General features: G+C 52.5%; 21 protein-coding genes and 1 tRNA gene. 9 read left to right on the top strand and 13 right to left on the bottom strand.

The window, feature by feature from the left end; translation table 11 throughout:
• Nucleotides 1–9 precede the first annotated feature (9 nt).
• A complete protein-coding gene (gene etk, locus HUZ68_RS08680; RefSeq protein ID WP_000208668.1) occupies nucleotides 10–2,190 on the top strand; it encodes a tyrosine-protein kinase in 2,181 nt (726 codons plus the stop codon).
• 119 nt (nucleotides 2,191–2,309) lie between these two features.
• Here the strand turns inward: etk and appA are convergent, their stop codons facing one another.
• The 10 genes from appA to hyaA form a co-directional block, all read right to left on the bottom strand.
• A complete protein-coding gene (appA, locus tag HUZ68_RS08675; RefSeq protein ID WP_239594108.1) occupies nucleotides 2,310–3,608 on the bottom strand; it encodes a bifunctional acid phosphatase/4-phytase in 1,299 nt (432 codons plus the stop codon).
• Between the two features lie 79 nt (nucleotides 3,609–3,687).
• Nucleotides 3,688–3,780 carry a cytochrome bd-II oxidase subunit CbdX gene (cbdX, locus tag HUZ68_RS08670; RefSeq protein WP_000270305.1) on the bottom strand — a complete coding sequence of 31 codons (93 nt, stop codon included), beginning with the start codon at nucleotides 3,778–3,780 and terminating at the stop codon, nucleotides 3,688–3,690.
• Nucleotides 3,781–3,792: 12 nt separating this feature from the next.
• Nucleotides 3,793–4,929, bottom strand: coding sequence for a cytochrome d ubiquinol oxidase subunit II (gene appB, locus HUZ68_RS08665; protein ID WP_000460777.1), 1,137 nt, complete (start codon nucleotides 4,927–4,929; stop codon nucleotides 3,793–3,795).
• Nucleotides 4,930–4,940: 11 nt separating this feature from the next.
• Nucleotides 4,941–6,485 (bottom strand): cytochrome bd-II oxidase subunit 1, encoded by a 1,545-nt coding sequence (gene appC / locus HUZ68_RS08660; RefSeq protein WP_000263563.1) that lies wholly within the window; start codon nucleotides 6,483–6,485, stop codon nucleotides 4,941–4,943.
• 133 nt (nucleotides 6,486–6,618) lie between these two features.
• Nucleotides 6,619–7,476: a hydrogenase expression/formation protein gene (locus tag HUZ68_RS08655; RefSeq protein WP_000004899.1), complete on the bottom strand. Its 858-nt coding sequence runs from the start codon at nucleotides 7,474–7,476 to the stop codon at nucleotides 6,619–6,621.
• Entirely contained in the window at nucleotides 7,473–7,871 is a 399-nt protein-coding gene (gene hyaE, locus HUZ68_RS08650; RefSeq protein ID WP_000063978.1) for a hydrogenase-1 operon protein HyaE, read from the bottom strand. The genes HUZ68_RS08655 and hyaE overlap by 4 nt, the downstream gene beginning before the upstream one ends.
• The gene (hyaD, locus tag HUZ68_RS08645) at nucleotides 7,868–8,455 is read right to left on the bottom strand and encodes a hydrogenase 1 maturation protease (RefSeq protein WP_000003671.1); all 588 of its coding nucleotides are present in this window, start codon (nucleotides 8,453–8,455) and stop codon (nucleotides 7,868–7,870) included. The genes hyaE and hyaD overlap by 4 nt, the downstream gene beginning before the upstream one ends.
• Entirely contained in the window at nucleotides 8,452–9,159 is a 708-nt protein-coding gene (gene hyaC, locus HUZ68_RS08640) for a Ni/Fe-hydrogenase b-type cytochrome subunit (RefSeq protein WP_001186424.1), read from the bottom strand. Before hyaC ends, hyaD begins: the two co-directional genes overlap by 4 nt.
• Before the next feature lie 18 nt (nucleotides 9,160–9,177).
• Nucleotides 9,178–10,971 (bottom strand): Ni/Fe-hydrogenase large subunit, encoded by a 1,794-nt coding sequence (hyaB, locus tag HUZ68_RS08635; RefSeq protein ID WP_000107391.1) that lies wholly within the window; start codon nucleotides 10,969–10,971, stop codon nucleotides 9,178–9,180.
• The gene (gene hyaA / locus HUZ68_RS08630) at nucleotides 10,968–12,086 is read right to left on the bottom strand and encodes a hydrogenase 1 small subunit (RefSeq protein WP_001717971.1); all 1,119 of its coding nucleotides are present in this window, start codon (nucleotides 12,084–12,086) and stop codon (nucleotides 10,968–10,970) included. Before hyaA ends, hyaB begins: the two co-directional genes overlap by 4 nt.
• Nucleotides 12,087–12,511: 425 nt before the next feature.
• Between hyaA and HUZ68_RS08625 the strand changes: the two genes are divergently transcribed.
• The 3 genes from HUZ68_RS08625 (at nucleotide 12,512) to tusE (ending at nucleotide 13,885) form a co-directional block, all read left to right on the top strand.
• Nucleotides 12,512–12,599 (top strand) — tRNA-Ser (locus tag HUZ68_RS08625).
• A gap of 206 nt (nucleotides 12,600–12,805) precedes the next feature.
• Complete coding sequence (yccA, locus tag HUZ68_RS08620; RefSeq protein WP_000375136.1) at nucleotides 12,806–13,465, top strand: FtsH protease modulator YccA; 660 nt, start codon at nucleotides 12,806–12,808, stop codon at nucleotides 13,463–13,465.
• A 90-nt stretch (nucleotides 13,466–13,555) separates the two neighbouring features.
• Nucleotides 13,556–13,885: a sulfurtransferase TusE gene (tusE, locus tag HUZ68_RS08615; RefSeq protein ID WP_000904442.1), complete on the top strand. Its 330-nt coding sequence runs from the start codon at nucleotides 13,556–13,558 to the stop codon at nucleotides 13,883–13,885.
• Here tusE and yccX read toward each other — a convergent pair.
• Nucleotides 13,882–14,160 carry an acylphosphatase gene (yccX, locus tag HUZ68_RS08610; protein WP_000048252.1) on the bottom strand — a complete coding sequence of 93 codons (279 nt, stop codon included), beginning with the start codon at nucleotides 14,158–14,160 and terminating at the stop codon, nucleotides 13,882–13,884. The genes tusE and yccX overlap by 4 nt on opposite strands.
• Before the next feature lie 94 nt (nucleotides 14,161–14,254).
• Between yccX and rlmI the strand changes: the two genes are divergently transcribed.
• Entirely contained in the window at nucleotides 14,255–15,445 is a 1,191-nt protein-coding gene (gene rlmI / locus HUZ68_RS08605; RefSeq protein WP_001717969.1) for a 23S rRNA (cytosine(1962)-C(5))-methyltransferase RlmI, read from the top strand.
• 57 nt (nucleotides 15,446–15,502) lie between these two features.
• The gene (gene hspQ / locus HUZ68_RS08600) at nucleotides 15,503–15,820 is read left to right on the top strand and encodes a heat shock protein HspQ (protein WP_001295356.1); all 318 of its coding nucleotides are present in this window, start codon (nucleotides 15,503–15,505) and stop codon (nucleotides 15,818–15,820) included.
• Nucleotides 15,821–15,864: 44 nt separating this feature from the next.
• Here the strand turns inward: hspQ and HUZ68_RS08595 are convergent, their stop codons facing one another.
• The gene (locus HUZ68_RS08595) at nucleotides 15,865–16,278 is read right to left on the bottom strand and encodes a CoA-binding protein (protein ID WP_000665217.1); all 414 of its coding nucleotides are present in this window, start codon (nucleotides 16,276–16,278) and stop codon (nucleotides 15,865–15,867) included.
• 172 nt (nucleotides 16,279–16,450) lie between these two features.
• On the opposite strand from HUZ68_RS08595, the gene HUZ68_RS08590 reads away from it, so the two are divergent.
• Nucleotides 16,451–17,113, top strand: a complete 663-nt coding sequence (locus tag HUZ68_RS08590; protein ID WP_000847791.1) for a DUF2057 family protein — start codon at nucleotides 16,451–16,453, stop codon at nucleotides 17,111–17,113.
• 95 nt (nucleotides 17,114–17,208) lie between these two features.
• Nucleotides 17,209–17,667 carry a methylglyoxal synthase gene (gene mgsA / locus HUZ68_RS08585; protein WP_000424181.1) on the top strand — a complete coding sequence of 153 codons (459 nt, stop codon included), beginning with the start codon at nucleotides 17,209–17,211 and terminating at the stop codon, nucleotides 17,665–17,667.
• A gap of 31 nt (nucleotides 17,668–17,698) precedes the next feature.
• Here mgsA and helD read toward each other — a convergent pair whose 3' ends face one another.
• Nucleotides 17,699–19,753 (bottom strand): DNA helicase IV, encoded by a 2,055-nt coding sequence (gene helD / locus HUZ68_RS08580; protein WP_021577221.1) that lies wholly within the window; start codon nucleotides 19,751–19,753, stop codon nucleotides 17,699–17,701.
• A gap of 122 nt (nucleotides 19,754–19,875) precedes the next feature.
• Between helD and HUZ68_RS08575 the strand changes: the two genes are divergently transcribed.
• A complete protein-coding gene (locus HUZ68_RS08575; protein WP_001261235.1) occupies nucleotides 19,876–20,322 on the top strand; it encodes a YccF domain-containing protein in 447 nt (148 codons plus the stop codon).
• The last annotated feature ends 6 nt before the right edge of the window (nucleotides 20,323–20,328 follow it).

The raw sequence follows: 20,328 nt of genomic DNA, 5'->3' as shown, positions 1-20,328 counted from the left end.
TAAAATACGATGACAACTAAAAATATGAATACGCCACCAGGCAGCACTCAGGAAAATGAGATCGATCTGCTTCGTCTGGTCGGCGAGTTATGGGATCACCGTAAGTTTATTATCAGCGTGACCGCGTTATTCACGCTGATCGCTGTCGCTTACTCGCTGTTAAGCACACCAATTTATCAGGCAGATACTCTGGTCCAGGTTGAGCAGAAACAGGGCAACGCCATTCTCAGCGGCCTGAGCGATATGATCCCTAACTCATCGCCCGAGTCTGCACCGGAGATCCAACTGCTGCAATCGCGCATGATTCTCGGTAAAACCATTGCTGAACTGAATCTGCGCGACATGGTTGAGCAGAAGTATTTTCCGATTGTGGGTCGCGGCTGGGCGAGATTAACCAAAGAGAAACCAGGTGAGCTGGCGATCAGCTGGATGCATATTCCACAACTGAATGGTCAGGATCAGCAACTGACACTCACGGTTGGGGAAAACGGCCACTATACGCTGGAAGGTGAAGAGTTCACCGTCAATGGTATGGTCGGCCAGCGTCTGGAAAAAGATGGCGTTGCGCTGACTATCGCGGATATTAAGGCCAAACCAGGAACACAGTTTGTCCTGAGCCAGCGTACCGAACTGGAAGCGATTAACGCGTTGCAGGAAACCTTTACCGTTAGCGAACGCAGTAAAGAAAGCGGGATGCTGGAACTTACCATGACCGGTGATGATCCCCAGTTGATTACCCGTATTCTGAACAGCATCGCTAACAACTATTTGCAACAGAATATCGCTCGCCAGGCGGCGCAGGATTCACAAAGCCTTGAATTCTTACAGCGCCAGTTGCCTGAAGTGCGCAGCGAGCTGGACCAGGCGGAAGAAAAACTCAACGTTTATCGCCAGCAGCGCGATTCGGTTGACCTTAATCTGGAAGCCAAAGCCGTTCTTGAGCAGATTGTGAACGTTGATAATCAACTCAATGAGCTGACCTTCCGCGAGGCAGAGATCTCCCAGCTGTATAAGAAAGATCACCCAACTTATCGTGCGCTGCTGGAAAAACGCCAGACGCTGGAGCAAGAACGCAAACGCCTGAATAAGCGGGTATCGGCAATGCCTTCCACCCAACAGGAAGTGTTGCGTTTAAGTCGTGACGTAGAAGCGGGCCGTGCGGTATATCTGCAATTACTTAACCGCCAGCAGGAGTTGAGTATTTCGAAATCCAGTGCGATTGGTAACGTGCGGATTATCGACCCGGCAGTCACTCAGCCGCAGCCAGTGAAACCGAAAAAAGCGTTGAATGTGGTGCTTGGTTTTATTCTTGGCCTGTTTATTTCGGTGGGTGCCGTGCTGGCGCGTGCGATGTTGCGTCGTGGTGTAGAAGCCCCGGAACAACTGGAAGAGCACGGCATCAGCGTTTATGCCACCATCCCGATGTCCGAGTGGCTGGATAAACGTACCCGTCTGCGTAAGAAAAATTTATTTTCTAATCAGCAGCGCCATCGTACTAAAAATATCCCCTTCCTGGCGGTGGATAACCCGGCGGATTCTGCTGTGGAAGCCGTACGTGCGCTACGAACCAGTCTGCATTTCGCTATGATGGAGACTGAGAATAACATTCTGATGATCACCGGTGCGACGCCAGACAGTGGTAAAACATTTGTCAGTTCAACTCTGGCAGCGGTGATCGCCCAGTCCGATCAAAAAGTGTTATTTATTGATGCCGACTTACGCCGTGGTTATTCGCATAACCTGTTTACCGTGAGTAATGAACATGGCTTGTCGGAATATCTGGCAGGTAAAGATGAGCTCAACAAAGTGATCCAGCATTTTGGCAAAGGAGGCTTTGATGTGATTACTCGCGGTCAGGTGCCACCTAACCCGTCTGAACTGCTGATGCGCGATCGGATGCGTCAATTACTGGAATGGGCGAACGACCATTACGATCTGGTGATTGTTGATACGCCGCCGATGCTAGCGGTGAGCGATGCTGCGGTCGTGGGGCGCTCTGTCGGCACCAGCCTGCTGGTTGCGCGTTTTGGCTTGAACACCGCCAAAGAGGTGAGCTTGTCAATGCAGCGTCTGGAACAGGCTGGCGTTAATATTAAAGGCGCAATCCTCAATGGTGTGATTAAACGCGCCAGCACCGCTTACAGTTACGGCTATAACTATTACGGTTATAGTTACTCCGAGAAAGAGTAAAACTGAAGGTAAAGTGACCGGATGCGGCGTGAACGCCTTTTCCGGTCTACGCATTAGACAGTTCTTCGTTTGTCATCAGCCTCAGAGCATTCAGGTAGCTGAATGCTCTTTTTTATGCATTACAAACTGCACGCCGGTATGCGTGCTTCATTCACGATTTGCGTAAAACCGGCCAACGAACACATGCCCTGCGCATTTCGCTCTTCACATCCTGCCAGGGTCAGTTTCACCTCTCCGGGCGGCGTATTTAATGACAGCGGCGTTTTATCACGCATCTGCTGTAAAGTCTGGAAGACCAGCGAAACCTGAATCCACTGGCTGTTATCGCTTAGCCGACGCCAGCGTTCAAACACCAGTTCACCACCTGGCGGCGTGTTATCCGGCTGACCTGGAAGCGTCCAGTTGAGTTCCAGTGCGCCGCCGAGATTTGCCAGATTAGTATCGTGTCCGGCGATAAACAGCACTGAAGTGGGTAATGTCACACCATACGCCTGTTTTTGCGGTGAATGGGGCGTCAACGCTGTCATGATCAAATCCAACAACGGGGTGGCGCGGCTGCGGGCAACCTCTGGCGTGCGTTGTAGTAAATAAAATTGCGCGTTATGCAAACTTAGCAACGTGTTCCACTGGTGTGAATCAGTGATCCTTCCCCACCCCGGCTCCGGCATTCCCTGTGCCTGTTGCAGGAGAAATATTTCCGTCAGCATTGATGCGAGGCTTACCGCACCGGTTAATGAGACATTGTCGGCGCTCACCTTGAGTTCCGATGGTAATGCCTGCGTTAATGAACAGCTTTCGTCCTGTTTCTCACGGTTAAGGCACAAGTTTGATTGCGGGAAATTAAGCACCCGTTCCAGTTCGCGAAACGCCGTTTGCCGATGCCCGGTAAAGTCAGCAATTGACCCTCCTGCCCTGCTGAGGATCGCGTCAGTCACGTTCGCGTTATCCAGTTGGCAAACGCCAGTTTTTAGAGGATTAAATAACGGATCGGGACTGGACGTATCTACCTGGGTATGTACGGTTATTGCACAGTCAGGTGCCAGCCCGGCGGCGAAGGCTTCGCCTGTTTTACGGGTACGCTCGTCGACATCAGCAATAATCGCGACCTGACCAGACTGCGGGCAGCCCTTTTTCGCCAGCAATCCGTCGGCTACTAGACGCTGGCGTTGGTAATGTCCGAGATAGGCGATTAGCTCACCACCGCGCGGTGTCAGCCAACCCAGTTTTACCGGCCAGGTTGGCCATGCGTCTGGGGTGACATCCTGCATCAGTTGCGTGGCCTTGGTTGGTGCACGCACACCATGACGACTGACAATCACCACACTTTCCAGCTTCAGTTCCGGCTCACTCTGAGCGAATGTGGATTGCGGGGTTAACGGAATCAGAAGAGATAAAAATGGGATCAAGATCGCTTTCATCGATATGTTTCCGCTTTTCATATCCGACATTATTGATTGCCTGATGCGACGCTAATGCGCCGCATCAGACTTACGTTCGTTAACTTTTCAATCGCGGGTCCAGCCATACCAACACAAGGGTGGAGAGCGAACACATCAACAAAATGCCGACGAACCAAAGTAAATACCACATTGTTCCTGCTCCTTAGTACAGCTCGTTTTCGTTACGGCGGAGAGTTTCTGTCGTCATGCGTCCCCACATTTTGTAGTAGCTCCAGAGAGTGTAGAGCAACACAATGGGCAAAAATATCAGCACGATTACCAACATAATGCTCAGCGTCAGCTGACTGGAAGTGCTGTCCCACAACGTCAGGCTGGAGATTGGACTCACGCTTGACGGCATGACAAAGGGGAAAAGCGTGATGCCTGCCGTGAAAATCACGCCAAATTGCATCAATGACGCCATCAAAAATCCCCAACCCGGGCGACCACGATAAATCGCCATCACCGTCAGCAATGGGCAGAAGAACCCCAGCAGCGGGAAGATCCACAAAACGGGCGATTCGACAAAATTATTCATCCACGCACCAGGTAGCACTGCCACCAGTTTCATTAACGGATTGGAAGGACCGTTAGCATCCTGGGCGAGCAGTACAAAGCCATCAATACCGACCCACAGCCAGTAACCCGCCAGCAAAAAGCACAGCATCACCAGTAGTGCGGCGCGTTTGGTCGCCAGCTGTGAACGCAGATGAATCACACCAACAGTTTTCAGTTGTAACCAGACGCCACCTTGCAAAATCACCATCCCAAGGCTGAGCAATCCGCACAATAAAGGGAATGGCGTCAGCAGTTGCCAGAAGCTGCCGAGATACTCCACGCGTAATTGCGGTGTGAAGGCAAACGGCACGCCGAGCAACAAGTTGCCGAAGGCGATACCGAAGACTACCGGCGGCACCAGACTGCCGATGACCAGACCGGCATCCCACATTTTACGCCAGCGTGCATCGGCGATTTTTCCGCGATAATCAAAGGCCAGCGGGCGGAAGAACAGCGAGCACAGCACCAGGATCATCGCCACATAAAAGCCGGAAAACGCCGCTGCATACACTCTGGGCCAGGCGGCAAATAATGCCCCACCTGCGAGGATCAACCAGACCTGATTGCCTTCCCAGTGCGCGCCAACGCTATTAATCACTATCCGGCGTTCATCATCATCACGCGCCACCAGCGGCAGCAAACAGCCAATCCCCATGTCAAATCCGTCGGAGATCATAAAGACCACCAGGATCACGCCAATCAGCAGCCACCAGATGAAGCGCAATGTTTCATAATCAAACATGATTTTCTCCTTTACCCCTGTTGCTGCGTCGGTTGTTCACTCTGCATCGCGCTCGGCCCCAGACGGGCATATTTCTGCATCAGGTAGACTTCGGCGATTAAGAACAGGGTGTAAAGCCCTACGATCATGATCAGTGAGAAAGCCAGTTGTCCTGTGGTTAAAGCGGAGTGCGCGGAGTATGTCGGTAAGATGTCCTGTATCGCCCACGGCTGACGACCAAACTCGGTCATAAACCACCCGGCTTCAATCGCAATCCACGGCAACGGCAAACTCCAGAGCGCCATTTTCAGCACCCAGCGATGCTGGTCGATTTTGCCACGCAGCGTCTGGACAAGCGCAATCAGCATCACCAGTAGCAGCAGGGAACCACAGCCCACCATGATGCGGAAACTCCAGAATACCGGCGCAACCTGAGGTATCGCGCCACGCATCGCCGCCTGGTACTGTGCGGCTGTGACATGATTCATATCCGGCGCATAGCGGGAGAGCAACATGCCGTAGCCCAGGTCACCTTCCAGTTCCCGGAATGCCTGCAACACATGCGGCTCACGATTGCCTTGCGATATTTCCTGCATTAACAGCCAGGCCATACGTCCGCGTTGCAAGCGTGGGTAGGTTTCAGCCATCAAATTCTTCAGACCCGGCACGGGTTTATCTAATGAGTGAGTGGCGAGGATCCCTAGCAGCGCGGGAATTTTGATAGCAAAGGCGTTACGCTCTTGATCCTGTTCCGGCCAGGCAACCACATGGAACGGTGCAGGTGCAGGTTCCGTTTGCCACTCCCCTTCCATCGCCGCCAGTTTTACCGGCTGTACTTGCGCGACTTCGTACGCAGAACTGTCTCCAAGTTGCAGCGTACCGATAATCGCCAGAGTACCGAAGACGGAACCGATGGCAAACGAGCGTAATGCGACATCGCGCTCCCGTCCGCGCAGTAAATACCAGGCGCTGATCGCCATAATAAACATGGCCCCGGTTACGTAGCCCGCCATTACGGTGTGCACAAATTTCACCTGGCTGACCGGGTTAAAGACCAGCTCGCTGAAGCTGGTCATCTCCATACGCAGGGTGTCGATATCAAAATGCGCACCGGTCGGGTATTGCATCCAACCGTTGGCATTCAATATCCACAATGCAGAGAGATTTGAACCGAACGCCACCAGCCACGTCACCAGCAGGTGCTGGTATTTATTCAGCCGCTGCCAGCCGAAGAAGAAAAGCCCGACAAAGGTGGATTCGAGGAAGAAGGCCATTAATGCTTCCATCGCCAGCGGTGCGCCAAAAATATCGCCCACATAGTTGGAATAGAATGACCAGTTAGTACCAAACTGAAACTCCATGGTCAGGCCGGTAGCCACGCCAAGAGCAAAGTTGATACCGAAGAGCTTACCCCAGAAGCGCGTCATATCGCGGTAGATTGTTTTGCCGGTGACCACGTAAATGGTTTCCATGATAGCCAGCAAAAAAATCAGCCCCAGGGTAAGGGGTACAAATAAAAAGTGATACAGCGCGGTCAGAGCAAACTGCCAGCGCGATAAATCAATGACATCCCACATGCGCACTCCTGTAGGCGAAGAGAGAAAAATAACCCGATAATGGTAGATCTCCCTCTTTATCCTGAAACTCTACGACCAGAGGTATTCGCCGATTGCGATATTCATAAGACTGAAAGCGATACTTACCGTCTTTTTACGTCGGTGCAGCTTCCGCCAGCCACTGACATACCTCGCTAAGCCGCTGCGCAGAGTCGACCAAATCTTCTGGCGCTGCCAGCACCACTTCCGGTATTGGGCAGATTTCATAACTTTCCAGTAACGGGCCTTTTAAGGTGTCCGTACAGCGTAAATGCCAGACATGGCGTAACCCCGTGGCGTTGATATAGCTCTCGCCATAGCCAATGGTACGAATCTGAATATTTCCCGGCCCACAGAGACGTGAGAGAAAAAGCCGATCAGCCTCGCTGATGGGTAATTGCGTCAGATTAATGCTGTGCGGCTGCGCGTCGGGGTTACGTACATGCGCCAGTAACTCATGCGCCAACGGTAGGCCATTCATCAGGCCATCAATGGGCGGCGGTAACAGCGAATCTGTCGGCAAGAGATTTTGCGTGGCCGCCTGCCACAACGCCAGCGGCGCGCAGCCAGCCTCCAGTTTGTCCTCCAGCAACTTTTCGCCGCGACGTCTGCGCACCCGCCATAATCCGCAGAAGATCGCCTCCTGTATTTCACTTTCACTGTCGTCAGCCTGCTGAATGCGCACTGACACTTCCCCTTCCCCGAGAAGCGTATTGATAAAGTGACGATCGTCGGCGTTGAGATTTAACAGATCGACTGCCAGCACCTCGCCCAACGGCGGTTGGCGTTCGCTTAGTTGATGTTGTAACTCGTTTAACAGCGCAATCACCTGCGGGCTGTGAGCACATTGCTCCAGGGCCGCCATACTCGGTTCATCATTCACCTGACAGGTGATCGGCAGTGGATTCATGCTGAAACTGTCATCGTTCGGTTGCGTTCCTGGCCCCAGCAGATGGAAAAAAGTTTCGCTCATGAGGCACGCTCCTGCTGCGGTTCGACAAGCCCGCGCATCAGGTTTATCAGTTCCGCCCACGGGTGAATACCATTCAGCACGCCGCGATAGTTTCCGCCGGTAAACACTAAAGTGGCAGGAAAGCGAAAGACGCCAAAGCGATCGCCGATGGCTTCGCTCTGCTCAAGGTCAGCAATCGCCACCTGCCATGTATAGTCGGGAAACTCGCGCAGTAATTCGCCAATCATTACCGGATTATCGCTGACCTCTGGCGTGCGTTTCGGGTCACTGCTTAATAACACCACGCCGTCTGGCGCTTGCGTAAGCCAGTCGTCAAGACGGGATTCACTGACTGGCGTCCAGCCGCGCGCCAGCATTCGTTGCCACAACGCATCAAATGGCGTGTCGTTGCTCATCCCTGCTCCTCCTGTGTCATCCGGTACTGGCGCAAGCGAACGCCTTCGTAATTTTCCATCGACAGACAGTCATAATTGAGACAGCGCGATTCATTAGCCGGTTGCGGCACAATTCCCCACGCAGCCAGCTGCGCCAGCGCCGCCTGTTCCGCAGCGGGCAGTTGCTCCCGTGCCAGTTCGCTCAGGCTACCGCCGTAGTCGTCGAGCATTGCGGGTTGCAGACCGACGAGGGCAATATGTGCTGGCAGATGTCCGCGGATATCCGCCAGCGCCAACACTTCGGAGAAACTGTTCTGATGCAGGCTCATTTTCTTCGCGCTGAGATAAGCCGGAATGCGTTCTCCGGCATAGGTTCGCAGCGTTCCAGGTTCCAGCCCGTAGTCAATGGCATCGAGAATCAACAGATGGCTGGCGCTTTCGACATACCCCAGCAAGTTCAGTCCCTGAGTACCGCCATCGACAATCTCCACATACTCGGGCCAGTGGTAATGGGCATACAACCGTTCCGCCACCCGCACGCCGAAACCTTCATCGGCCCACAGCAGGTTGCCCAGCCCCATTACCACCACGCGTTGCTCGCTCATGAACGCTCCTTGTTACTTATTTTGCCAAATTTGTGGCTACGGTAGCCGTTGACCATGGTGGAGATCACCGTGTCGTCGGACATGATGTCTTCACGCAGCGCCATATAGACATGACCGATCACAAACGCGCCAATCAGCCACATCCCCAGCCGATGCCAGCTGTGAATGTCCATTGAGTTGCCTCCCGTCCAGTAGAAAAATTCCACCACATAACGGAACGGCGCAAAAATAGCGTACTGGCTGTGTTCGCTGTACAGCGCAAAGCCGGTGATGATCATAAAGACCGACATCAGGAAATAGCCGAACATCGCCGCCTGGGCGATGGGGTTATGGCCTATATCGGCACTCGGACGTTTTGCCAGAAACAGATACCAGCGGATTTCATACCACACGCCCTGCCACCAGCTTTTACGCCATACCGGCACGATAAACAGCTCGCGGGAGTATCGATTGCCAACAAAAGCCCAGTAGATCCGCATCAGCAAGACCACGGTAAAAACCATCCCGGCGCTGAAGTGAATTAACCTGATGTAGCCCATATAGAACAGATACGTCGCCTCGCCGCTGACGGAAGGTAGCGGCTTGCCGATAAAGTATCCGGTGACCATCAACACCGCCATGCATAACACCGTCAGCCAGTGCCAGATGCGGACTGGCGCTTCAAAGACATAGTGGCTGACAACGTTGTCGCTTTTCTGTTGCATGATGATTCTCCTTCGCTGTTAACGCACCTGCACGGAGATCAGCTCGCTACCGTCGTCGCCCAGCACGTGTGTTGAACAGGCGAGGCACGGGTCAAAGCTGTGCAGAGTACGCAGGATCTCCAGCGGTTGCTCGGGGATCGCCATTTTGGTGTTCATCAGCGCCGCTTCATAAGCGCCAATCTGCCCTTTGGGATCGCGCGGGCTGGCGTTCCAGGTGGTCGGCACCACGCACTGGTAGAGATCAATCTTGCCATCGCGAATGGCGGCCCAGTGGCCTAACGCCCCGCGCGGCGCTTCGGTAAAACCGACACCACGGCACTCTGTCGGCCAGGTTGTGGGTTCCCATTTTTCCGTGGAGGCGGTGGCAAGATTGCCGTTTTTCAGGTTAGTCATCAGCTTGTTGAAGAAATACTGCAACTTACCTGCGGCCCACTGTGCTTCGTGCGCGCGGCACAAAATGCGGCCCAACGTTGACTGGATACCGGAAAGCGGCAGGTTCAGCGCCGACATCATGCGATCGACCGACTCAACGGTCGCAGCATCGCCTTTGTGATAAGCGATTAACGTGCGTGCCAGCGGCCCCACTTCCATCGCGTTACCGCGCCAGCGGGGCGCTTTGATCCACGAGTAGCGTTCCTGTTCATTCAGCTGCTGAATGTTGGTATCGCTGCCTTTGACATCGCCGGGGTTGTACCACGGGTCGGTAATGCCATCGAACGGATGACGCCCGACCTGATCGTTGGGATATCGATACCAGGCGTGGTCGACAAACTCTTGCACCTGCTGCGGATCAACCAAATCCACTGGCAGCACATTGTTGAAGTCGCCGTTAATCACCGCGCCGCCAGGCATCAGCAGACTTTTCTCGCCAAAGTCGTTGGCAATATCCGGGAATGCGCCGTAGCTGAGGACACATTTATCAGAAAGACCCGTGCCGATTTCGCTCCACGGTTTGTTGAACTGACCAATGGCTAAGGCGTCGGGGATCATCACGTTGTTAATGAAATCCGCCGTGCGGGTGATAATCGACTGCACCAGGTTCAGGCGTTCCATATTGACCGCCCCGACCGCGCCGCTTTCGTCAATGTTAATGGCGCAAGGCATCCCGCCGACAATCCAGTTTGGATGCGGGTTTTTACCGCCAAAGACCGCGTGGATTTTGACAATTTCACGCTGGAAATCGAGAGCTTCGAGATAGTGGGCAAAGCCCATCAGGTTAGCTTCTGGCGGCAGTTTGTACTGCGGGTGCCCCCAGTAGCCATTGCGGAAGATCCCCAACTGCCCGCCTTCAACGAATTTCTTCAGGCGATTTTGTACGTCGAAGAAATAGCCAGGGGATGATTTCGGCCAAGAGGAGAGACTTTGCGCCAGTTCGGAGGTTTTCCGCGGGTCGGCTTTCAGCGCATCTAACACATCGATCCAGTCCATCCCGGCAAGCTGATAGAAGTGCACCAGATGATCGTGGCACCAGAGCGTTGCCAGCATAATGTTGCGGATGATATTGGCGTTGTCCGGCACTTTAATACCGATGGCATCTTCGATGGCGTAAACCGAAGCCAGGGCGTGTACGCCAGTACAGACGCCGCAGATACGTTCAACGAACGCCCACGCATCGCGCGGGTCGCGCCCTTGCAGGATGATCTCCAGCCCGCGAAACATGGTGCCGCAGGAGACGGCATTGGTGATCACATTCTGATCGTTAATATTCACTTCGCAGCGCATGTGGCCTTCAATGCGCGTAATCGGGTCGACCACCAGGCGGCGTCCGGCATTATTGATGGTGTATCCCTGAGTTTCGTACTGAGTGCTCATGCCTGTTTATCCTCATTGCCTGGCTGATGTTCGGTTTCTGTAGGTTGCTGGTTATGACGTCTGCGCTGGTCAATGGCGCTGGCGACTGCGTGCACACCAACAGCCGCAGCCACCACGCCAAGCGCGGTTAAACCGACGGTATCGGCGGTGGAATGAGTACCCATTTGCGGAATATCGACCACGCGGCTGTAGAACGAACCGCGATCCCAGAAACCATTTTCCGCACAGCCCAGGCAGCCGTGACCAGACTGGATTGGGAAAGAAACGCCATCATTCCAGCGTGTGGAGGAACAGGCGTTATAGGTGGTAGGCCCTTTGCAGCCCATTTTGTACAGGCAATAACCTTTGCGGGCAGCGTCATCATCCCAACTCTGGACGAACTCTCCGGCGTCGAAGTGAGCGCGGCGATAGCATTTATCGTGGATACGCTGACCATAAAACATCAGTGGACGACCCATTCTGTCGACATCTGGCAAGCGATCAAAGGTCACCATGTAAGTAATGATGGCGCTCATCACATCCGGGATCGGCGGGCAGCCAGGTACTTTGATAATGGGTTTGTCGGTGATGACTTTGTCGATAGGCGTTGCCTGTGTCGGATTAGGTCGCGCGGCCTGCACGCAGCCCCAGGACGCGCAGGTTCCCCAGGCGATAATCGCGCTGGCTCCGGCAGCGGCACGTTTGAGTTTCTCAATAAACGGTCGACCGCTGCTGATACAGAACATCCCCTGCTCGCCCAGCGGCGGATTACCTTCTACTGCGAGGATATATTTGCCATTGTATTGCGTGATGATGTCTTCAAAGACTTCTTCCGCCTGGGTTCCGGCGGCAGCCATCAAAGTATCGTCGTAATCGAGGGAAATCAGGGAAAGGATGACGTCCTTTGCCAGCGGGTGAGCGGAGCGGATAAAAGATTCGGTACAGCAGGTGCATTCCAGACCGTGGATCCATACCACTGGAATGCGGGGTTTGTTCTCCAGCGCCCAGGCAATCTTTGGTGCCATTCCCGCGCCTAATCCCAGCGACGTGGCAGCCAGACTACAATATTTGAGAAAGCTGCGCCGGGTAACGCCCTGACGCCGCATGGCCTGGTAAAATGTTTCCTCGTTATTCATATCGCACGTCTCTTCTCCTTGCGACACCGGCAGGACACCGGGCGCTTATGGTCGGCAAGCGACGTCCCTGTAGCAAGGCAAACCATCGCTTCACGTGAGATGCTGAAAACGAAAGCTCATCCTTCTGCACTGGCGCACGTCGCCAGAAAGTATTGTTAATAAAGCGTAGTGAAACTTCTGCACAAAACAATACAAACTGTGTGGATTTATCTTTTAGCGATAAAAATGGACCTATTTTTCTTTGGCAGGGCGGTGGGGATGTTTAGCCGGTTGCTAAACGAGTAAAAGAGAAGGAATTCATGGTGATGAAATGATCAATCTGCTGTTATTTCACGCTATCAATGCACTTTTGGCTGTTTTTCAGGCAAACAAACAAATTAGGGGTTTACACGCCGCATCGGGATGTTTATAGTGCGCGTCATTCCGGAAGTGTGGCCGAGCGGTTGAAGGCACCGGTCTTGAAAACCGGCGACCCGAAAGGGTTCCAGAGTTCGAATCTCTGCGCTTCCGCCAGATAAGATAGGGGGTTAGCTAAATGCTAACCCCTTTTTCTTTTGCCTGTCGAAATTCTCAGGGCGTTATATTTGCTTAATGACCTGATAATCCGCTGTTAAACCTGTTCCAGATCAAATGCGTAAAGATGGGTAAAACTTCTGGGTGCCTTTACGCATTATCATTATGCTGCTTAATTAATTACATCTGTCATAGAGAGTGACTCAATGGATCGTATTGTTAGTTCTTCACATGACCGTACATCACTGCTTAGCACCCATAAGGTGCTGCGTAATACCTATTTTCTGCTGAGCCTGACGCTGGCCTTTTCGGCGATTACCGCAACTGCCAGTACGGTGCTGATGCTGCCATCTCCGGGTCTGATTCTGACGCTGGTGGGTATGTATGGTTTGATGTTCCTGACCTATAAAACGGCGAATAAGCCGACCGGGATTATCTCCGCATTCGCCTTTACCGGTTTTCTGGGTTATATCCTCGGACCAATTCTGAACACCTATCTGTCTGCCGGAATGGGTGACGTAATCGCTATGGCACTGGGCGGAACGGCGTTAGTGTTCTTCTGCTGCTCTGCATATGTGCTGACCACCCGCAAAGATATGTCGTTCCTCGGCGGTATGCTGATGGCGGGTATTGTGGTGGTGCTGATTGGTATGGTTGCTAATATCTTCCTGCAACTGCCTGCTCTGCATCTGGCGATCAGCGCGGTCTTCATTTTGATCTCCTCTGGCGCTATTTTGTTTGAAACCAGCAACATCATTCATGGCGGTGAAACGAACTATATTCGTGCCACGGTTAGCCTGTATGTTTCGCTGTACAACATCTTCGTCAGCCTGCTGAGCATTCTGGGCTTCGCCAGCCGCGATTAATCTCACCCGCTAACACTTTCATAGCCTCGCTTTATGCGGGGCTTTGTTTTTTGTTACACTGCCGGCAGTCTGATTAAGGTAGTAATAATTATGCTGATCTTCGAAGGTAAAGAGATAGAAACGGATACCGAAGGCTATCTCAAAGAAAGCAGCCAGTGGAGTGAGCCGCTGGCAGTGGTGATTGCAGAGAACGAAGGGATTTCGCTGTCGCCAGAACACTGGGAAGTGGTGCGTTTTGTGCGTGACTTCTACCTGGAATTTAATACGTCTCCGGCGATTCGTATGCTGGTAAAAGCGATGGCGAATAAATTTGGTGAAGAAAAAGGTAACAGCCGCTATTTATACCGACTGTTCCCGAAAGGCCCGGCAAAGCAAGCCACCAAAATTGCTGGCCTGCCAAAACCGGTAAAATGTATTTAACGGATACGAAAATCGGTTAATTCCCCCGAGGGATGATGCGGCTCGCTAAGCACCCGTTCTACACGCGCAGAACGCGGGCCGCCACTCTTTAACCACTGCATTAATTTTTCTACCTGCCCTTCTTCACCGCAGGCAACCACTTCCACGCTGCCATCGTCAAGATTTTTGGCGTACCCGGTTAAACCCAGTCTTTTCGCTTCGTACTGTGTGGTGTAGCGAAATCCTACGCCCTGAACTCGCCCGTAAACCCAGGCAATTATGCAGACTTTCGACATTGCTGCTCTCCTTATCCTTAATGGACGCGTTGCAAATCCATGGAAAACTCCGGACAATGACGCCCATTTCTTTGCATCGACAGAAAAGTAAATTATGAGTGTACGTTTAGTGTTAGCCAAAGGGCGCGAAAAATCATTACTTCGTCGCCATCCGTGGGTCTTTTCCGGGGCCGTTGCCCGCATGGAAGGTAAAGCCAGCCTCGGTGAAACCATCGATATTGTTGATCATCAGGGAAAATGGTTAGCACGCGGCGCTTATTCGCCAGCTTCGCAAATCCGGGCGCGCGTCTGGACGTTTGACCCGTCTGAGTCTATCGACATTGCTTTTTTTTCCCGCCGTTTGCAACAAGCACAAAAATGGCGTGACTGGCTGGCGCAAAAAGATGGCCTCGACAGCTATCGTTTAATCGCCGGTGAATCTGATGGCCTGCCGGGTATTACTATCGATCGTTTCGGTAATTTTCTGGTGCTGCAACTGCTGAGTGCTGGCGCAGAATATCAGCGCGCGGCATTAATTAGTGCCCTGCAAACGCTGTACCCAGAATGTGCGATTTACGATCGCAGCGACGTCGCGGTACGTAAAAAAGAAGGGATGGAGCTGACCCAGGGCCCCGTCACCGGCGAGTTGCCGCCTGCCCTGCTGCCGATTGAAGAACATGGCATGAAGCTGCTGGTGGACATACAGCACGGACACAAAACGGGCTACTACCTGGACCAGCGAGACAGCCGCCTGGCTACCCGCCGCTACGTTGAAAATAAACGCGTACTGAACTGTTTCTCCTATACCGGTGGTTTCGCCGTATCGGCACTGATGGGCGGTTGCAACCAGGTTGTCAGCGTTGATACCTCCCAGGAAGCGCTGGATATTGCACGGCAGAACGTTGAGCTGAACAAACTGGATCTGAGCAAGGCTGAGTTTGTCCGTGATGATGTCTTTAAATTGCTGCGTACTTATCGCGATCGCGGTGAAAAATTTGACGTTATCGTGATGGACCCGCCGAAGTTTGTTGAGAATAAAAGCCAGTTGATGGGCGCGTGTCGTGGCTATAAAGACATCAACATGCTGGCGATTCAGTTGCTGAATGAAGGCGGTATTCTCCTGACTTTCTCCTGTTCCGGTCTGATGACCAGCGATTTATTTCAGAAAATCATCGCGGATGCCGCAATTGATGCCGGTCGTGATGTACAATTTATAGAGCAGTTCCGTCAGGCGGCCGATCATCCGGTGATCGCTACCTATCCGGAAGGGCTATATCTGAAAGGGTTTGCCTGTCGCGTCATGTAACTTGAAATGTGGAATTTTACCCTTATATCAAAGGTAAAGATTTCCCGGGAGGTGACTATGATTGCCAGCAAATTCGGTATCGGCCAGCAGGTCCGCCATTCCCTGTTAGGTTATCTCGGAGTGGTCGTGGATATCGACCCGGTTTATTCGCTCTCTGAACCGTCGCCTGATGAGCTGGCGGTGAATGACGAGCTTCGCGCCGCTCCGTGGTATCACGTGGTGATGGAGGACGATAACGGCCTACCGGTTCATACCTACCTGGCTGAAGCCCAGCTAAGTAGCGAATTGCAGGATGAACATCCTGAACAGCCATCCATGGATGAGCTGGCGCAGACCATCCGCAAACAACTCCAGGCCCCGCGTCTGCGTAACTAATCCCTGAACAAATCCCCGGAAGGTTTTTGCCTTCCGGGGATTTTTTATTTGGCCAGGCCCAGGCGAGGGATCTCAATAGCCGGGCAGCGATCCATCACCACATTCAACCCGGCATCCCGTGCCAGTACTGCCGCTTGCTCATTAATCACCCCCAGTTGCATCCAGAGGGTTTTCGCGCCAATGGCGATAGCTTCCTGCGCTACGCCCCACGCCGCTTCTGAATTACGGAAAACATCGACCATATCGACTTTTTCCGGAACGTCTGCCAGCGTGCCGTACCCCTGCTGGCCCAGCAGCGTTTTGCCGGCAACTTTTGGCGAAACCGGAATGACGTGATACCCCTGGTCGAGTAGATATTTCATCACGCGATAGCTGGGACGATCGGGTTTGTCGCTTGCCCCCACCAGCGCAATGGTGTGAGTGGACGTTAAAATGCCTGCAATATCGGTTTCTTTCATTATTTCCTCCAGACTGTTTAACAAAGTGTACGACAAAGCCGACATGCCAACCATGCAGCTAATACGAATGAATGAGAGCAAAAGCGGGAAATATGTCTATATGTTAGTAAGTATGATTAAAGAAAAATTTTGACACATTATTATTCGGGCGGTCTTTTGACAGGAGCTACCTATGAAAACCGGCATCGTGACCACCTTGATTGCATTATGTTTGCCGGTATCCGTTTTTGCCACCACGCTGCGGCTTTCAACCGATGTCGATCTTCTGGTACTCGACGGCAAGAAGGTTTCCAGCTCTCTGCTGCGCGGTGCGGACAGCATTGAACTGGATAATGGACCGCATCAGTTAGTGTTTCGCGTTGAGAAGACGATTCATCTTTCCAATAGTGAAGAACGGCTGTATATCTCCCCACCGCTGGTGGTCAGTTTTAATACCCAGCTCATCAACCAGGTCAATTTTCGCCTGCCTCGCCTGGAGAATGAGCGGGAAGCTAACCATTTTGATGCCGCGCCGCGCCTTGAATTGTTGGATGGCGATGCGACGCCGATTCCGGTAAAGCTGGATATTCTCGCCATTACCTCAACGGCAAAAACGATTGATTATGAGGTCGAGGTTGAACGCTATAACAAATCCGCGAAACGCGCTTCACTACCGCAATTTGCCACGATGATGGCAGATGACAGTACGCTGCTTTCGGGTGTTTCCGAGCTGGATGCTATTCCACCGCAGTCTCAGGTGCTCACAGAACAACGGCTGAAGTATTGGTTTAAACTGGCTGACCCACAAACGCGAAATACTTTCCTGCAATGGGCGGAAAAACAACCATCTTCCTGAGATTTTTGTGCCTGTGCGCAGGCTTTTTCGGTCTTTAACTTGCAGCGATAAGTGCTTACAGTAATCTGTAGGAAAGTTAACTACGGATGTACATTATGGAACTGACGACTCGCACTTTACCTGCGCGGAAACATATTGCGCTGGTGGCACACGATCACTGCAAACAAATGCTGATGAGCTGGGTGGAACGACATCAACCGTTACTGGAACAACACGTACTGTATGCAACAGGCACTACCGGTAACTTAATTTCCCGCGCGACCGGCATGAACGTCAACGCGATGTTGAGTGGCCCAATGGGGGGTGACCAGCAGGTTGGCGCATTGATCTCAGAAGGGAAAATTGATGTATTGATTTTCTTCTGGGATCCACTAAATGCCGTACCGCACGATCCTGACGTGAAAGCCTTGCTGCGTCTGGCGACGGTATGGAACATTCCGGTCGCCACCAACGTGGCAACGGCAGACTTCATTATCCAGTCGCCGCATTTCAACGACGCGGTCGATATTCTGATCCCCGATTATCAGCGTTATCTCGCGGACCGTCTGAAGTAATATTGCACAGGTGGCAAACGCCACCTGTTTCTTACGGTTTTCTCGCCACCGGCACATCCAGATTTTTCAGTATTTCCACAAAGGGAGAGGGATTCTCTTTGTTAAACAGTGCCCATACCCGATGGCGTGCCCGGGTCAGCGCCACGTACATTAACCGCCGTTCTTCAGCGTCCGGGAAATCCTCAACCGGTGGCAGTAGCGCCTCTTCCATAATCGACTCCCGCGCCGCAGCCGGAAAACCATCACTTCCCTCCTGCAAGCCAACGATGATGACGTAATCCGCCTGTTGCCCTTTGCTGGCATGAATGGTCATAAAGTCGATTTGCAACTTCGGCCAGCGTGTTGCCGCTTTTTCCAGGCTGGCAGGCCTCATGTGATGGTAACGCGCCAGGATCAGAATGCGCTCTTCCGGTTTGGCATAACCAGAGAGCTTATCCAGCAAAGCGTCAAGTTGACTCTCATCCAATAACGTGACGGCTTTTTTGTCTCCATTGGTTAAGCTGTTTAGCGGCTTTTTCAGCTGGCCTGGGTTCTGCTGAATAAACCGGTTTGCCACCTCACCGATACGACTGTTAAAACGGTAAGTCGTGTCTAAATCACAGCGATCGCCTTCACCAAAGTTTTCATGGAAAGCGGTGGTGAGCGACATTTGCGCACCGCTGAATCGGTAAATCGCCTGCCAGTCATCACCAACGGCGAACAACGTCGTCTGACTGTTTTGCTTGCGTAATGCCGCTAACAACGCTGCCCGCTGCGGCGAGATATCCTGAAATTCATCAACCAGAATATGCTTCCACGGGCTGATAAAGCGACCTTTCTCCAGAATCACAATCGCCTGATGAATAAGGCCCGAAAAATCGACAGCGTTTTCTGCCTTCAGCGCACCTTTCCAGGCTTTTAATAACGGGGCCATCAACTTGATACGTTTACTGAACAGATCGCGAATCTCTTCGGGTGCACTGGCAATCATTTCTGCCTGTGCACCACCGTGCATCCGCATCAGACTTACCCAACGATCGAGGCGTGAGGCAAGACGACGCTGTAATTTTTCATCATCCCAGAAGTTACCTTCTGGCACTGACCACTGCATTTCTTCCGTCAGCCATTGCCGCCAGCCCTTCGCCTGCGCTTTCTTTTCGCTGCATTGCTTGCCCCACTCAGCAATAAAGAGTTCATGACGGGCAGCGGTATCATTTTCCAGTTTGCTGACTATCGGAACTTTTTTGCTGCCCTGCTGAATAATATGCAGCGCCAGCGCATGAAACGTGCGTGCGGTAATGTCTTCGGTATGTAGCCGTTCGCGAATACGCTCGTCCATCTCTTCAGCGGCTTTGCGACCAAACGCCAGCAATAAAATTTGCTCAGGGGACGCTTCACCACGCGCCAGCAACCAGCCAGCACGGGCCACCAGCACCGACGTTTTTCCGCTTCCTGCACCTGCCAGCACTAACAGAGAATGCTCGCCATTAACGACTGCCCGGGCCTGCGCCGGATTCAGCGGTGAAGACTCGACCTGGCGGAAAAAATCCGCATACTCGGTAAGCATGGCTTCGGTATACGCCTGGTTATGCTGCAACCGAGCGCTTTCAATATCTTTCAACCAGGCCTGACATTTACGCCACGCCTCACGGCAGTTATCGAATTCTTCCAGTCGGTTAACCGGCAACGGCAACGCCGACAAAGCCTGGCGGATTTGTTGCTGAACGCCAGAGGTTTGCTCACGCGTCAGCCATTTATTTTCTCCAGTGCGCGTGGCAATCAAATCCAGTTGCTGGCGTAAAACACCAGACGCAATTTCGCTCATCTCGCCACTCCACCGCCGCCAGTGAGCATCAAGATGATGGTAAAAACGCTGCGTCTCGCCCCATTCGGTACCGTGCAGACGCACCACTTTTTCGTCCGGCAGTACAAATTCCAGCTCGCCCCATACCAGACCGCGCTTACAGTGAATCGCCAGTAATTGATTGAAAGGAATAAGGTATTCGTGGCGATCGCCGGAGACTTTAATCCCGGCATTGAGGATCACCGCCCGATCGTAAGGGTGCTGTGCCAGACGTTTTCCAAGCGTTGTCGCTTTCAGTTCCATGACTCTGTAGATCCACACGAAATTATTTCTTATCAGTGTAACCGTCAGAGAAAACGTGCTCCAGCCCAAAAAAACGTTACAATTGCCGCCCATTACTGAAAACCACAGTAAAGCGAGGTTTTATGCGTACCGTTTTGAACATTCTGAACTTTGTGCTTGGCGGATTTGCCACCACTCTGGGCTGGCTGTTGGCGACTCTGGTCAGTATTGTGCTGATTTTTACCTTACCGCTGACACGATCCTGCTGGGAGATCACTAAACTGTCTCTGGTGCCTTATGGCAATGAAGCTATTCATGTCGATGAACTGAACCCGGCTGGCAAAAATGTGCTGCTGAATACTGGCGGTACGGTATTGAATATTTTCTGGCTGATTTTCTTTGGCTGGTGGTTATGCCTGATGCACATTGCAACGGGCATCGCACAATGTATTTCCATCATTGGCATTCCTGTCGGTATTGCGAACTTTAAAATTGCCGCTATTGCACTATGGCCGGTTGGTCGTCGCGTGGTATCGGTAGAAACAGCGCAAGCTGCGCGTGAAGCCAATGCACGTCGTCGTTTTGAATAATCCACT

It is taken from the genome of Shigella dysenteriae, from assembly GCF_022354085.1.
GTDB lineage: Bacteria > Pseudomonadota > Gammaproteobacteria > Enterobacterales > Enterobacteriaceae > Escherichia > Escherichia coli.
The sequence above is the reverse complement of the archived record's forward strand: the minus strand, read 5'-3'. Positions and strand labels throughout refer to the sequence as shown.

Coding starts and splice junctions, on each gene's coding strand:
- etk (WP_000208668.1), top strand. CDS start 10: ATGACAACTAAAAATATGAATACGCCACCAGGCAGCACTCAGGAAAAT.
- appA (WP_239594108.1), bottom strand. CDS start 3,608: ATGAAAGCGATCTTGATCCCATTTTTATCTCTTCTGATTCCGTTAACC.
- cbdX (WP_000270305.1), bottom strand. CDS start 3,780: ATGTGGTATTTACTTTGGTTCGTCGGCATTTTGTTGATGTGTTCGCTC.
- appB (WP_000460777.1), bottom strand. CDS start 4,929: ATGTTTGATTATGAAACATTGCGCTTCATCTGGTGGCTGCTGATTGGC.
- appC (WP_000263563.1), bottom strand. CDS start 6,485: ATGTGGGATGTCATTGATTTATCGCGCTGGCAGTTTGCTCTGACCGCG.
- HUZ68_RS08655 (WP_000004899.1), bottom strand. CDS start 7,476: ATGAGCGAAACTTTTTTCCATCTGCTGGGGCCAGGAACGCAACCGAAC.
- hyaE (WP_000063978.1), bottom strand. CDS start 7,871: ATGAGCAACGACACGCCATTTGATGCGTTGTGGCAACGAATGCTGGCG.
- hyaD (WP_000003671.1), bottom strand. CDS start 8,455: ATGAGCGAGCAACGCGTGGTGGTAATGGGGCTGGGCAACCTGCTGTGG.
- hyaC (WP_001186424.1), bottom strand. CDS start 9,159: ATGCAACAGAAAAGCGACAACGTTGTCAGCCACTATGTCTTTGAAGCG.
- hyaB (WP_000107391.1), bottom strand. CDS start 10,971: ATGAGCACTCAGTACGAAACTCAGGGATACACCATCAATAATGCCGGA.
- hyaA (WP_001717971.1), bottom strand. CDS start 12,086: ATGAATAACGAGGAAACATTTTACCAGGCCATGCGGCGTCAGGGCGTT.
- yccA (WP_000375136.1), top strand. CDS start 12,806: ATGGATCGTATTGTTAGTTCTTCACATGACCGTACATCACTGCTTAGC.
- tusE (WP_000904442.1), top strand. CDS start 13,556: ATGCTGATCTTCGAAGGTAAAGAGATAGAAACGGATACCGAAGGCTAT.
- yccX (WP_000048252.1), bottom strand. CDS start 14,160: ATGTCGAAAGTCTGCATAATTGCCTGGGTTTACGGGCGAGTTCAGGGC.
- rlmI (WP_001717969.1), top strand. CDS start 14,255: ATGAGTGTACGTTTAGTGTTAGCCAAAGGGCGCGAAAAATCATTACTT.
- hspQ (WP_001295356.1), top strand. CDS start 15,503: ATGATTGCCAGCAAATTCGGTATCGGCCAGCAGGTCCGCCATTCCCTG.
- HUZ68_RS08595 (WP_000665217.1), bottom strand. CDS start 16,278: ATGAAAGAAACCGATATTGCAGGCATTTTAACGTCCACTCACACCATT.
- HUZ68_RS08590 (WP_000847791.1), top strand. CDS start 16,451: ATGAAAACCGGCATCGTGACCACCTTGATTGCATTATGTTTGCCGGTA.
- mgsA (WP_000424181.1), top strand. CDS start 17,209: ATGGAACTGACGACTCGCACTTTACCTGCGCGGAAACATATTGCGCTG.
- helD (WP_021577221.1), bottom strand. CDS start 19,753: ATGGAACTGAAAGCGACAACGCTTGGAAAACGTCTGGCACAGCACCCT.
- HUZ68_RS08575 (WP_001261235.1), top strand. CDS start 19,876: ATGCGTACCGTTTTGAACATTCTGAACTTTGTGCTTGGCGGATTTGCC.